Source organism: Metabacillus lacus, from assembly GCF_009674805.1.
Taxonomy (GTDB): Bacteria; Bacillota; Bacilli; order Bacillales; family Bacillaceae; genus Metabacillus_C; species Metabacillus_C lacus.
In genome coordinates this window covers 1-14,148 of record NZ_WKKI01000069.1, presented here as the reverse complement: position 1 = coordinate 14,148, position 14,148 = coordinate 1, and the positions used below count along the sequence as shown (strand labels likewise).

Annotated in this window: 11 protein-coding genes and 1 other annotated feature; all 11 genes read right to left on the bottom strand. The window is 44.2% G+C overall.

Annotated features, from left to right (window positions below; all coding sequences use genetic code 11):
• Nucleotides 1-110: 110 nt before the first annotated feature.
• Nucleotides 111-1,376 carry an ATP-dependent protease ATP-binding subunit ClpX gene (clpX, locus tag GJU40_RS19215; RefSeq protein ID WP_154309670.1) on the bottom strand — a complete coding sequence of 422 codons (1,266 nt, stop codon included), beginning with the start codon at nucleotides 1,374-1,376 and terminating at the stop codon, nucleotides 111-113.
• 384 nt (nucleotides 1,377-1,760) lie between these two features.
• Nucleotides 1,761-3,047 carry a trigger factor gene (gene tig, locus GJU40_RS19210; protein ID WP_154309669.1) on the bottom strand — a complete coding sequence of 429 codons (1,287 nt, stop codon included), beginning with the start codon at nucleotides 3,045-3,047 and terminating at the stop codon, nucleotides 1,761-1,763.
• Nucleotides 3,048-3,350: 303 nt separating this feature from the next.
• Nucleotides 3,351-4,355 (bottom strand): tetratricopeptide repeat protein, encoded by a 1,005-nt coding sequence (locus GJU40_RS19205; RefSeq protein ID WP_154309668.1) that lies wholly within the window; start codon nucleotides 4,353-4,355, stop codon nucleotides 3,351-3,353.
• Between the two features lie 76 nt (nucleotides 4,356-4,431).
• On the bottom strand, nucleotides 4,432-5,031 hold the full coding sequence (leuD, locus tag GJU40_RS19200; protein WP_154309667.1) for a 3-isopropylmalate dehydratase small subunit: 600 nt from the start codon (nucleotides 5,029-5,031) through the stop codon (nucleotides 4,432-4,434).
• Between the two features lie 15 nt (nucleotides 5,032-5,046).
• Nucleotides 5,047-6,456: a 3-isopropylmalate dehydratase large subunit gene (leuC, locus tag GJU40_RS19195; RefSeq protein WP_154309666.1), complete on the bottom strand. Its 1,410-nt coding sequence runs from the start codon at nucleotides 6,454-6,456 to the stop codon at nucleotides 5,047-5,049.
• 27 nt (nucleotides 6,457-6,483) lie between these two features.
• Nucleotides 6,484-7,596 carry a 3-isopropylmalate dehydrogenase gene (gene leuB / locus GJU40_RS19190; RefSeq protein ID WP_343031635.1) on the bottom strand — a complete coding sequence of 371 codons (1,113 nt, stop codon included), beginning with the start codon at nucleotides 7,594-7,596 and terminating at the stop codon, nucleotides 6,484-6,486.
• Between the two features lie 22 nt (nucleotides 7,597-7,618).
• Nucleotides 7,619-9,157 carry a 2-isopropylmalate synthase gene (locus GJU40_RS19185; protein ID WP_343031634.1) on the bottom strand — a complete coding sequence of 513 codons (1,539 nt, stop codon included), beginning with the start codon at nucleotides 9,155-9,157 and terminating at the stop codon, nucleotides 7,619-7,621.
• On the bottom strand, nucleotides 9,144-10,169 hold the full coding sequence (gene ilvC, locus GJU40_RS19180) for a ketol-acid reductoisomerase (protein ID WP_343031633.1): 1,026 nt from the start codon (nucleotides 10,167-10,169) through the stop codon (nucleotides 9,144-9,146). Before ilvC ends, GJU40_RS19185 begins: the two co-directional genes overlap by 14 nt.
• 27 nt (nucleotides 10,170-10,196) lie before the next feature.
• Nucleotides 10,197-10,715, bottom strand: a complete 519-nt coding sequence (gene ilvN / locus GJU40_RS19175) for an acetolactate synthase small subunit (protein ID WP_154309665.1) — start codon at nucleotides 10,713-10,715, stop codon at nucleotides 10,197-10,199.
• Nucleotides 10,712-12,433 (bottom strand): acetolactate synthase large subunit, encoded by a 1,722-nt coding sequence (ilvB, locus tag GJU40_RS19170; RefSeq protein WP_154309664.1) that lies wholly within the window; start codon nucleotides 12,431-12,433, stop codon nucleotides 10,712-10,714. The genes ilvN and ilvB overlap by 4 nt, the downstream gene beginning before the upstream one ends.
• Nucleotides 12,434-12,560: 127 nt before the next feature.
• Nucleotides 12,561-12,807, bottom strand: a binding site (T-box leader).
• A 6-nt stretch (nucleotides 12,808-12,813) separates the two neighbouring features.
• On the bottom strand, nucleotides 12,814-13,719 hold the full coding sequence (ilvE, locus tag GJU40_RS19165; RefSeq protein WP_154309663.1) for a branched-chain-amino-acid transaminase: 906 nt from the start codon (nucleotides 13,717-13,719) through the stop codon (nucleotides 12,814-12,816).
• Between the last annotated feature and the right edge of the window lie 429 nt (nucleotides 13,720-14,148).

Here is a 14,148-nt window from a genome sequence, read left to right as displayed (position 1 = left end):
GTTAAGCTAACCACTACTACCGCCTTCATGGCTCGGGACTTGCACCCTATAGACTGCACCCATGCCGGGCGCACATAAAAAAGCCTGCCGCAAATTCGGCAGGCTTTTCATTATGCAGATGTTTTTGTATCTTCACTAATGACTGTTCCATCTTCAAGCATCAGCTTTGGAGGGAACTTATCACTAACTGTTTCTCCGGTAATGGTACACTTGGTAATATCATCGCGGGATGGCAGGTCAAACATAACATCCAGCATGATTCCCTCAATAATGGAACGAAGTCCGCGGGCACCAGTTTTTCTTTCAATTGCTTTTTTCGCAATTTCCAGAAGGGCGCCGTCTTCAAACTCCAGTTCAACTCCATCAAGATCAAGCATTTTTTGATATTGTTTCACAAGTGCATTCTTTGGTTTGGTCAAGATTTCAACAAGCGCTTCTTCATCAAGCGGCTCCAGGCTCGCAATGACAGGAAGACGCCCGATAAACTCAGGAATCAAACCAAATTTCAGAAGATCTTCAGGCAGAACATTAGACAATAGTACTTTAGAATCCAAATCTTCATGCTTGTTATCAGAACCGAATCCAATTACCTTTTTGCCAAGACGGCGTTTGATAATCTGCTCGATGCCATCAAACGCTCCTCCGCAAATAAAGAGGATATTGGTTGTGTCGATTTGAATAAACTCCTGATGAGGATGCTTTCTTCCTCCCTGCGGCGGAACACTTGCCACAGTTCCTTCAAGAATTTTCAGCAATGCCTGCTGCACCCCTTCACCTGATACATCCCTTGTAATAGAAGGATTTTCAGATTTACGGGCTACTTTATCAATTTCATCAATGTAGATGATACCTTTTTCAGCTTTTTCAACATCATAGTCTGCTGCCTGAATCAGCTTAAGAAGAATGTTTTCAACATCTTCGCCTACATAGCCTGCTTCTGTCAGAGAAGTAGCATCTGCGATGGCAAAAGGAACATTCAGAATACGGGCAAGCGTTTGAGCAAGCAATGTTTTACCGCTTCCTGTCGGTCCAATCATTGCAATGTTGCTCTTGGATAATTCAACTTCATCAATCTTGCTGTTGGAGTTGATGCGCTTGTAATGATTGTATACAGCGACAGCCAGAGATTTTTTGGCCTGATCCTGCCCAATAACATACTCATCAAGAATTTCCCGTATTTCTTTTGGTTTTGGAACATCCTTAAACTCAACTTCCTCTTCCGTTCCAAGCTCTTCCTCGACGATTTCAGTACATAATTCAATACACTCATCACATATATAAACACCCGGACCCGCAACTAGCTTACGAACCTGGTCTTGAGTTTTCCCACAGAATGAACACTTCAGCTGACCTTTTTCGTCATTAAATTTGAACATACTTTCACCCCTTGTATCTTTATCTCTTTGCGAGAAATTTCCCCAGTATATGACTGTGCAAGCTCAAGACAGCTAGAAAAATGTATGACAAAAAGAACACCGTCATCGTTGTGTTTTCTATTTCCATAAACTTGTACAGGCTCACCATGCAGGGGGCAGCTGCTGCTGCTTATTTATTAATCGAATTGAATATGTACTGCATTTTACCATAAGTTAAGGGCAACGGGTAATAATACGAACTGCGTACTGCTATAAACTGCCGAGGTTATGTATTGATGGTTTCAGAAATAGGTATGTGATGGTTATATACTACCCTAAATATAGAGAAAAAAAACTATTATAAAACAAGGCACGATCAAAGTCGCGCCTTGCCTATATCTATTATTATGCAGCAGCCTTGCTATTTTCCACAAGAAAATCAATTGCTTTGCGAATTTTTAAGTCTTCTTTCAGACCGTCTACAGAACCAAGAGCCTGTTTGATGTTCTCGATTGGCATATTGTACATTTCAGCCATTTTATTCAGCTCTTCTTCCACATCGCTGTCAGAAACTTCCAAGTTTTCAGCTTTCGCGATTGCTTCAAGTGTTAAATTATACTTCACACGCTTTGCAGCATCTTCCTGCATTTGAGCTTTTAATGCTTCTTCATCCTGTCCTGAGAACTGGAAGTAAAGCTCAAGGTTCATACCCTGCATTTGAAGTCTTTGCTCGAATTCACCCATCATGCGGTTTACTTCATTGTCAATCAGCACTTCAGGAATGTCTACTTCCGCATTGTCAGAAGCCTGGTCCACTAGAGAATCGCGAAGCTTGTTTTCCACTTCTGATTTTTTGGACTCCTCAAGGCGTGCTTTTGTCTTAGCTTTAAGCTCTTCAAGCGTTTCTACTTCTTCGTCTGCGTCTTTAGCAAATTCATCATCAAGCGCAGGAAGCTCTTTTGTTTTGATTTCATGAATCTTCACTTTGAAAACAGCAGGCTTGCCGGCAAGATTTTCAGCGTGATATTCCTCAGGGAATGTCACTTCTACATCTTTTTCAGCTCCTGTTTCAAGGCCTGTAAGCTGCTCTTCAAAGCCAGGAATGAAAGAGCCTGAACCTACTTCAAGGGAATAGTTTTCAGCTTGTCCGCCTTCGAAGGCTTCTCCGTCAACATATCCGTCAAAATCAAGAACAACTGTATCGCCTTCTGCAACTGTTCCCTCTTCTTTCACAACAAGCTCAGCATGTCGCTCTTGCAGTGTTTTCAGTTCGTTTTCCACTTCTTCCTCGGAAACGGCTGCATCTTCTTTTTCAACTTCTAAGCCTTTGTATTCGCCAAGCTTCACTTCAGGCTTTACTGTTACTTTAGCAGTAAAAATAAGGTTTTTTCCTTTTTCAATCTGCTCAACATCAATCTCAGGACGGTCAATCGGATCAATTCCCGCTTCCTCAATAGCCTGCGGATAAACCTCAGGAAGAATGATATCCATTGCATCCTGATAAAGGGATTCTACCCCGAAACGCTTTTCAAATAAGCTGCGAGGCACTTTACCTTTACGGAATCCAGGAATGGATACCTGCTGAACTACCTTTTTGAAAGCGCGGTCAAGAGCGTTGTCAAACTGCTCAGCTTCAACTTCTACCGTAAGAACGCCTTCATTGCCTTCTTGTTTTTCCCATTTTACTGACATGTGTTTCCCTCCAAAAATCTATAAAATATTGTTTAGCATGATCAATAGGTATGGCAGGAAGATTTTATGTTCCTGCAGGGTGCGGCGGTCTGCCGAACGGACGGTGTACATAAGAGATACATGTCCATTCTCGACTTAAACCCATGACGAATATACCTTTTATGTAAAAGCATTCACTTTTAGACCAGTCTTTGCAGAATGCCTGGAGCCCCGTTTGCTTAAAGCAATAAAGACCCACGTATCATAATTGAAACCATTTTATTATACCATACAATGAAATCCTTTCAACAGATACCGCTGCATTTACAAATAAGAAATTTCTTCTATTTCAAAAATCCGCTTCTTTGCCTGGATGATATTCCAGCTGGGAACTCCGTACATTTCCTGTATTTCATCTGATTCAATATGTATGCCGTGCATTTCATAGCCTGCTGCATGAAGCGCTGCAGCCCACACTTTAGCTTCGGCTGGATTTGGCAAAGCGGGTAACATGACAAACAGATGCCTTACCCACAGTTCTTTTACAGCCTCATATAAAGCAGGATTCTCATTCCCAAGCATATCCTCCAGTACATTTAGTACTTTTTTTGTAAACGGCATGTCTGTCACATCTTCCAGCTGGGAGGGCTTGACCAGCACCATTTCGCCGAATTTAAACACCTGAACATCCTTTTCAATGCCATGTTCTTTTAAGAGCTGAAGCACCATTGACTTTAGCAAAGGATGCGCCTGCGGATCGCTGAGAATATGCTGCAGCAGAACCATGTGCTGAGAAATATTACGGTCTTTTAAAGATTGAATGAAAGAGAGCTGTTCTTCAATCTGAAGCTCCTCGAAGCCTCTTTCAGGCATAACATCTTCTTCCTCTTCATCCGCAATGATGTCATGCGTTTCACCGCTGTTCATTTTACGGCTGAAATCCAGCAGCTTATAAAATTGCTCTGCACTTTCAGCAGGGAGGTGATTTTCTTCAAGAACAGCTTCAATGGTTGCCTGTACCTCGGGATATTCCCTGAGCTGAATTAAAATGGTCAGATAAATCTGAAGCACTGTAAAATAATGTCCGAGATCTTCGTTCAGCATTTTTTTGCAAACTTCTTTTGCTTCTCTTAGCTGTCCAAGCTCCATAAGGCACAGAGCGATTCCAAGATGAATCTCAGCAGTATCCTCATCAAGCTTTTTAGCCTCTGAAAAAAAGTCCAGTGCCTGCCTGTAGTTTTTGCTTTTCAGCGATAGCATCCCTTTATCTATAAAGCGTTCCTTCAGATGAGGGAACTGAATGATATTGTCTTTTCTGTCATTGTTCATTTACTACCACTCCATTGGACCATTTGTTTCAGTTTACCAATCGTTTTTCTGGAAAACAAGCAAGGGAGACAGGCCGCTATCCAGAAGCCTGTCTCCCATTGGCAGATTCGTATGATGATATGCTGTCTTCGTACTGAAGGGTGATATCTATTTCATCATAGCCGTTTATCAGCATATTCTTCCAGTAAGGGTCTATTGTAAATGTCCATTTCTGTCCTTGTTCCCCCTGGACGAACTGATTTTCCAGGTCAACCTCAAAGCTTAGTTTTCCCGCCTTTGCGTATGACTTCAGCCCTCTGATCTCCTCTTTGCCAAGCACTACAGGAAGAAGTCCGTTTTTCAGACAGTTTTGATGAAAAATATCAGCGAAGCTTTCGCTTATTACAACTTGAAACCCGTAATCCTGCAGCGCCCAGGGCGCATGCTCCCTGGAAGATCCGCATCCGAAATTTTCACCTGCAATCAGGATGGTTGCATTCTTCGCTTGTGGAGCATTCAGCTCGAAAGCCGGATTGGCGGAACCATCTTCCAAGTAGCGCCAATTGTGAAATGCAAATCTGCCATAGCCGGTTTTTTCAATTCTTTTTAAAAATTGCTTGGGAATGATTTGATCAGTATCAACATTTTCACGGTCGAGCAACACTGCCTTGCCCCTGTGCTTTTTGAAAGCCTGCATGAATCCATCAACTCCTTATGTGAAAAGTTTGGCACCATATAGCTCCCGGACATCTGTAAACTTCCCATATAGAGCAGCTGCTGCAGCCATAGGAGGGCTTACGAGATGAGTTCTGGCGCCTTTGCCCTGCCTGCCTTCAAAGTTTCTGTTGGAGGTAGATGCACAGCGTTCTCCAGGGGGAACAACATCATCATTCATGCTGAGGCACATGCTGCAGCCGGAATCCCGCCATTGAAAACCCGCTTCAATAAAGATGTCAGCCAGCCCTTCTTCTTCTGCTTCCCTTTTAGTTCTTTGAGAACCAGGAACAACTATCGCAGTGACCCTTGGAGAAACCCGTTTTCCTTTCACTACTTCCGCTGCCGCTCTTAAATCTGAGAGACGTGAATTTGTACAGGAACCGATAAACACATGCTGTACTTCTATTTCCTCCATTGGGGTGCCCGGCGATAGATTCATATAATGCAAGGCACGTTCCAGCTCTGCACGATTTTCTTCTTCCTCCATTGCAGGCGCACTGCCGGAGATTCCTGCAGCCATTGCCGGATTTGTTCCCCAGGTAACCATGGGCTCTATTTTTTCTCCGTCAATCAGAATGGACTCATCGTATTTTGCCCCCTTATCTGTTGCGAGCAGACTCCATTCTTTTATAGCTGCTTCAAGCTCTTCTCCTTTGGGAGCATATTTTCGTCCGCTGATATATTGAAAGGTTTTCTCATCAGGAGCAATCAATCCTGCTTTTGCTCCCGCTTCTATAGACATATTGCAGATTGTCATTCTTTCGTCGACCGAAAGCGCTCTGATGACTTCTCCGGTAAATTCAATCACATGCCCGGTCCCAAAGCCGATTCCGTGCTTGGAGATAATATGAAGGATAACATCTTTGGCTGCGACACCTGGCTGGAGTTTTCCTTCTACCCTTATCTCCAGCGTTTTCGGTTTGCTTTGCCACAATGTCTGGGTAGCGAGGACATGTTCAACTTCACTTGTGCCGATTCCAAAAGCAAGGGCGCCGAGCGCGCCATGTGTAGATGTATGGCTGTCTCCGCAGACAATTGTTTTACCCGGCAGAGTCAGCCCCAGCTCTGGGCCGATTACATGGACGATCCCCTGATCTTCACTGTTTAAATCCGCAAGCGGCACTTGAAATTCCCGGCAGTTCCTCTCCAATGCAGAAATCTGCTGCAGTGAAGTTTTGTCATTTATTTGAAACCTGTTTATCGTTGGAATATTGTGATCCATTGTCGCAAAGGTAAGATGCGGCCTTCTTACTTTTCTGCCTTTTTCCCTTATTCCCTCGAAAGCCTGTGGAGATGTTACTTCATGAATCAGGTGCAGATCAATATACAGGAGATCCGGCTTTTCGGTCTCGCTTGCCACAAGGTGCCGGTCCCAAATTTTTTCAACGATTGTTCTTGGCTTCATACTTTTAGATCCTCCCGGCAATCAGCTTTACGCATAAGCTTCCATGATTTGATGAATAGCAAAATCATCTCCAAGAGCATTGACAATTTCCTTCGTCATTTCGGAAGTTGTAAGGTATGTTTCTCCTCCCCCAGCCAAATCACGTGTCCTTACTCCGGACTTCAGCACTTGCTCTACGGCATTTTCAATGGCTGCTGCTTCTTCTTCCATGGAAAAAGAGTGACGCAGCATCATGGCTGCTGAAAGAATGGCCCCGATTGGATTTGCCAGATTTTCTCCTGCGATATCAGGTGCTGATCCATGCACAGGTTCATACATATGAAGTCCCTGCTCGGAAAAAGATGCAGACGGCAGCATGCCGAGTGAACCTGTGACCATTGCTGCCTCATCGCTTAGAATATCTCCAAACATGTTTTCTGTAACCAGTACATCAAACGAAGAAGGGGAGCTGATGATCCGCATCGCCGCATGATCAACAAGCATATGGTTCAATGGAATATCTTTGAAGATATCAGCAGTTTCTTCGGCTACCTCTCTCCACATTCTGCTGGATTCCAGCACATTTGCCTTATCAACAGAAGTCACATGGCCTCCTCTGACAGAAGCCAGATCAAATGCCGCTTTTATCAGCCTTTGCATATCGCTCCTCTTATAATAGAGAGTATCGACCACATCTTCTTCTCCAGGTCTTCCCCCTCTTTCACTCGGTTTTCCGAAATACAGTCCTCCCGTTAACTCCCTTACAATCACCATATCAACGTTTTGAAGCACCTCGTGTTTAAGCGGAGAGCAGGCGGCAAGGCTACTGTAGGTTTTAACCGGCCTGATATTTGCAAATAGATTCAGCGTTTTTCTAAGTCCAAGCAGTCCTGTTTCCGGGCGCAGACCTACAGGATTTGAATCCCATTTCGGCCCGCCGACGGCACCAAGAAAAATTGCATCTGACTCCCTGCAAAGTTTCAATGTTTCTTCAGGAAGCGGGTTTCCAGAGTCATCAATCGCACTTCCGCCAATCAGCCCGATTTCCATTTCAAAAGCATGGCCAAATTGCTGTTCAATTGCTTTCAGGACAATTGCAGCTGCCTCAGCCACTTCAACTCCAATGCCGTCTCCGGGAAGCATGGCAATTTTCTTTTTCACAGTCAACACCCTTTCCTACAGATTAAATGGTTGCTTTCAAACCTTCGCTGTTCTCAAACTTTACATAATATTTGTTTACTGCGTGCAGATAAGCCTTTGCAGATGCTTCAAGAACATCCTGGGCAATACCTCTTCCGCTTATTTCCTTATCAAACATCGAAATTCTGACGAAAACCTGTGCAAAAGCATCCTTTCCGCCTCCATTGGATTGAATCCGGTAGTCCAGCAAATCTATCTTGACACCTGTGCATCTTTCGAGAGTGGCATAAATGGCTTCAACACTTCCGCCGCCTGTTGCTGCTTCAGCAATCATTCCTTTGTCTGATTTCAATGTAACAGATGCTGCCGGAACTCCGCTGCTTCCATAGTGAACCTGCAGGGAAAGGAGTTCAAACGCCGCCTCTCCATTAGAAAACTTTTCATCAAACACAAGGGCCGTTATATCTTCATCCGAAAATTCTTTCTTTTTCTCTGAGAGTTTCTTGAAGATAGAAAAAAGCTGATTCAGTTCTTCTTTTTGAAGGTCAAAGCCGAGCTCCATCAGCTTTTTCCCAAAAGCATGTCTTCCTGAATGTTTGCCCAGAACAAGAGAATTTTCATTTACACCTACCAGCTGAGGTGTAATAATTTCATAGGTTGTTTTCTCTTTCAGTACACCGTCCTGGTGAATGCCGGACTCATGCGCAAATGCATTTCTCCCTACAACAGCTTTATTTGGCGGCACGACCATTCCGGTCAGCTTTCCTACAAGATCACTGCTTTTCTTAATTTCTTCCAGCTTGATAGCTGTTTCAGCCCGATAGTAGTCCTTTCTTATATGAAGAGACACGGCTATTTCCTCCAGTGATGCGTTCCCGGCTCTTTCACCAATTCCGTTAACAGTGCATTCTACCTGTCCTGCACCATGCTGTATCGCAGCCAGCGAATTGGAAGTTGCCATTCCCAGATCATCATGACAGTGTGCGGACAACACCGCTTTGTGGATATTGGGCACATTCTCTTTCAAATATGAAAAGATTTTCCCATATTCCGCCGGGCTGATATAGCCTACAGTATCAGGTATATTAATGACTGTAGCTCCTGCAGAAATCACCCTCTCTACAATTTCTGCCAGGAAGGGAAGCTTTGTTCTGCATGCATCCTCTGCTGACCACTGAATGACGGGAAATAACTGTGAAGCATAGTGAACGGAAGCAACGGCTGTTTCTATAACCTGCTGCGGCGTCATTTTTAGTTTGTATTGCATATGAATATCTGAAGTTGCCAGGAACAAGTGAATTCTCGGATATGCTCCTTCTTTGAGCGCTTCCCACGCAGCATCAATATCTCCCTGTACAGACCGGGCGAGCCCGGTGACAGACAGGCTCCTGATCTGCCCGGCAATTTCCTTCACAGCATGAAAGTCTCCCTTTGAAGAAGCGGGAAATCCTGCTTCCATGATATCCACTCCAAGCTTCTCCAGCTGTTTGGCAATTTCAAGCTTTTCATAAGGATTCAAGCTGACTCCTGCAGACTGCTCGCCGTCTCTGAGCGTTGTATCAAAAATATTAACTCTTTGCACCTGACGCCACCGCCTCCCGTGATTTTTGCTTCACGAATGGCATCATTTTTCTAAGTTCCTCCCCTACCTGCTCTATCTGGTGCTTTCCTTCTCTGTTGTTGATAGCCAGGAACTGCGGCCTGTTTGCTTGATTTTCCAATATCCATTCCTTGGCAAATTTGCCGTTTTGAATATCTGCAAGTACTTCTTTCATGCTTTGTTTCACCCGATCATCAATGACACGCGGCCCTGATACAAAATCTCCCCACTGAGCAGTATCTGAAATAGAATATCTCATTCCCGATAAACCGTCTTCATACATTAAATCTACAATCAGCTTGAGTTCATGCAAACACTCGAAGTAGGCAACTTCAGGCTGATAGCCCGCTTCTGTCAGCGTTTCAAAACCGGCTTTTACCAAAGAAGTCAACCCTCCGCACAGGACGGCCTGTTCACCGAACAAGTCGGTTTCTGTTTCTTCTTGAAATGTCGTTTCCAGAACGCCTGCTCTTGCTGATCCAATCGCTTTTGCATAGGCCAGTGCCAGTTCCCTTGCATTTCCTGAAACATCCTGGTAAACAGCGAACAGTGCAGGTACGCCTGCTCCTTCTGTAAACGTTCTTCTTACAAGGTGGCCGGGACCTTTTGGCGCTACAAGAAACACATCCACATCCTTTGGAGGCTGCACCTGATGAAAGTGAATGTTGAATCCATGAGCAAATACAAGCGCTTTTCCGGGTGACAGTGTATGGCGAATTTCTGCCTCATATACTTTTTGCTGCTGTTCGTCAGGTAACAGGACCATCACGACGTCTGCAGAAGATGCCGCCTCTTCAACGCTTACAACCACATGTCCGTCAGCAGCTGCCTTATCAAAAGATGCTCCTTTTCTTACACCTACCACAACTTCTACTCCGCTTTCTTTTAAATTCAATGCATGTGCATGGCCCTGTGAGCCATAGCCAATCACCGCCACTCTTTTTCCTGCCAATGCCCCATCGTTTACATCTCCGTTATAATAAACCTTTGCCACCCAAATCCTCTCCTCTTTTAAAAATTTTCAAACCAGTGACAGCGACTGATCCCCCGCGCTGCTTCTTTGTGTACTTCTCTTGAAAGCTGTTGTGCCTGTTCTAGCTATCTCGATAATTCCGTAGGGCCTGAGTAAATCTATTAAAGCCTCAATCTTTCCCGATTCCCCAGTGACCTGGACTACCATGCTTTCTCTGCTTGAATCAACAATGCTGGCACGGAAAGGATCTATGAGACTCCGCAGCTCCATAAATGTCGAAGGCTTTGAAGCAACCTTTATTAATGCCAGTTCTCTTGCCACCAGCGATGATTCTGTTATATCCTCCACTTTTAAAACATCTATCTGTTTGTTCAGCTGTTTTGTTACCTGCTCCGCATCCTTTTCTTCCTGTACGCGAAGAATAAAAGTCATTCTTGATATAGCGGGATCTTCTGTCGCCCCAACTGTAATGCTTTCGATGTTAAAGTGCCTTTTGGTAAAAAGACCTGTTATTCTGTTTAGTACACCTGATCTATTATTTACAGTAACGGTGATAATTCTTTTCATGGACTCACTCCTGCCATTTCGTGCAGCCCTTTACCTGGTGCAATCATTGGGAATACATTTTCTTCTTCACACACCCTTACTTCTATTAAAACGGCCTCTTTTGCGGTCAAGGCCTCCTTCAGCGTGGTATCCAGCTCCTCCTTTTTGGAGATTTGCACGCCTTTCATGCCGTATGCACTTGCAAGCTGGATAAAGTCAGGCTGTGATGAAAACACAGAGTGTGAATAGCGCTCTTCATAGAAAATTTCCTGCCATTGTCTGACCATGCCGAGAGACTTATTATTTAAGAGAAGAATTTTAACCGGCAGATTCAATTCTTTAATAACCGAAAGCTCCTGAAGTGTCATTTGAAAGCCTCCGTCCCCGACTATTGCAATGACATCTGCTTTTGGATTAGCCAGCTGTGCACCAATAGCTGACGGGAGACCAAAGCCCATGGTTCCCAGCCCTCCCGAAGTGACCCATTTTCCAGGCGTATCAAAAGGGTAGTACTGGGCGGCCCACATTTGATGCTGGCCTACGTCAGTTGTGACAATGGCATTGCCCCCGGTATGAAGAGCCGTTTTTTCAATAACTTCCTGTGGCTTTAGAACACCCTCCCCTGACACATACCAGAGAGGGTAATCACGCTTGTATCCCGAAAGCTTTTCCCTCCAGTCATCTCTATTGCCCTTTTTTCCATTTTGAGCAATCAGCTCTGAGAGAATCTCTTTTGCATCTCCGACAAGCGGGATGTGAGTAGGAATGTTTTTTCCTATTTCTGCAGGATCAATATCAATGTGGGCAATAACAGCATTTCTCGCAAAATGCTTTAAATTTCCGGTAACCCTGTCATCGAACCTTGCTCCCGCACTAATGAGCAGATCGCACTCATAAAGGGCCATATTTGCTGCATATGTACCATGCATGCCGGCCATGCCTAAAAACAATTCGTGATCTGCAGGAAAGCCGCCAAGCCCAAGCAGCGTATGCGCAACCGGAATATTCTGCTGTTCTGCATATTCACGGAGCTGCTGTGACCCTTTTGAAAAGAGCACTCCTGCTCCAGCCAGAATAACGGGCTTTTTAGCATTGCCGAGAGCTTCAACCAGCTTTCGAATCTGAAGGTAATTAGGTTTTGTCTCCGGCGAATAGCCCGGAAGTGAAATCTCCTGATCGTAATTGAATTCCCCTTCTTCAACTGCAATGTCTTTTGGTATATCAATTAATACAGGTCCAGGCCTGCCAGTTGATGCAAGATGAAAAGCTTCTTTTACGATACGGGGTAGTTCAGCTGCTGATCTCACCTGATAGCTGTGCTTTGTAATTGGCATGGTAATGCCTAAGATATCTGCTTCCTGAAATGCATCAGAGCCAATCACACTTGAAGCAACCTGGCCTGTAAAGATCACAAGAGGAAGTGAATCAATCATGGCATCTGCTATCCCTGTAACCAGATTTGTTGCCCCCGGGCCCGATGTTGCAAGGACCACCCCCGGTTTTCCGGATACTCGTGCATAACCTTCTGCTGCGTGAATGCTTCCCTGCTCATGCCTGGACAGAATATGAAACAGCCCTGAGTCATAAAGCATATTATAAATTGGCAGAACAGCACCTCCGGGATACCCGAAAATCATCTCTACTTTCTCCCTCTTCAATGCTTCAATCAGCATCATAGCTCCCGTCATTCTACTTGTACATTTGGCTGCGGCTTTCTCCAATTGTACATTTGCTTCCATGATTCAGCCTCCCTTTTTCAAATTTCTGCAGCAATCAAGCTTCCCTGTTTGGCAGAAAAAATGCTCTGCTTGCAGATATATAAAAAAGCTCCCACACTCCTATGAATCACAATTGTAAATTGCCATTCAAAGGGGCGAAGAAGCTCTCTACGCGGTACCACCCTTTTTCGTGATTTTGTCATCACCTTATGGACAGCCCTGCTGCCCGTTTTGATAACGGGTGCTGATTGTAAATCCACCCGGCCGGTTTTACTGTTATTTCAAACCGGCGCTTAGAGGGGAGTTCAACTGCGGGAACACCGCCGGCTTCCACCATGACCGGCTCTCTGTAGATGCTTTAACCGCAATTTACTTATCCTCTTCAACGCTTTTATCATCATTTAACTGACATGCAAATTTTTATTTAGTACCCCTGTCGGGACACCGTCTTTTACTACAAGCTTTCTAAAAGCTTCTAAAAGAATGTTTGTATGTTTCCCAGGTCTTCCCTCTCCGATGACTCTTCCATCCACTTTAATTACCGCTATTACCTCAGCTGCAGTTCCTGTTAAAAATACTTCATCTGCTGTATAAACATCATGCCTGGTAAAAGGTTCTTCCTTCACTTCATAACCAAGCTCTGTTGCTAAATCTATGATAGCGTTCCGGGTAATTCCTTCCAGAGCCCCGACATAGCCGGGAGGCGTCAAGAGTTTGTTTTTCTTTAAAATAAATACGTTGTCCGCTGAACCCTCTGCAACATAGCCCTGATCGTTCAGCATAAGCGCTTCACTGACATTAGCCAGGTGCGCTTCAATCCGTACTAGCACATTATTCAGGTAGTTTAAAGATTTTACTTTTGGGCTGAGCACATCCGGCCGGTTTCTTCTTGTAGGCACTGTGATGATATCAATCCCTGATTCATAAAGATGCTCCGGAAAAATGGCGAGCGGTTCAACAATAATCACCACGTTTGCTTTCAGGCATTTATACGGGTCCAGTCCAAGATCCCCTATTCCTCTGGAGATGACAAGCCTGATATAGGCGTTCTCCAGTCCATTCTTTTTAACAGTTTCGATCGTTAGCTTCGTCAGCTCCTCAGTGGAGTATGGAATATTGAGCATAATGGATTTAGCTGATTGATAGAGCCTCTCCATATGTTCTTCCATTTTAAAAATATTGCCGCTGTAAACACGTATTCCCTCAAAAACGCCGTCACCATAGAGGAAGCCGTGATCATATACTGATATTTTTGCATCCTCTTTCCTCACAAATTCATCGTTTAGAAAGATCCACTGTTCTGCCATTGTTACGCACACCTCTCAGTTAAAGTAAAACCGCTTTAAATGGTTAAATTCACTTTGTAAAAAAAGAACCATGCAACAGCTTTGTTCATGATTCATTTTTGTCTTGCAACCTTTAGTTGAGCCTATCTTACGCCCATTTTTTACACTAGTCAATACTATTTTTTAGAATTGTTTGATAATTTAGATTAATCAATTAATTTGTATCCGCTTTCATTATTGACAGACAAGGCTTTCAACATTTTCAATATTTTTGTAATTTTTTCTACCCGTAAACTTTCAAAAACGGTTGAGAAGCTCCCATGGTACAGAGGTGGCTGAAGAGCAGCAGTGTTACCCCGCGCTGAGGTAACATCTAGTTAAGCGGAAGATTTCCGCTTAACTGTCATTTTGACCTTTTTTGGGGCGATTTAAGGGTAGAATTTCCGGTTA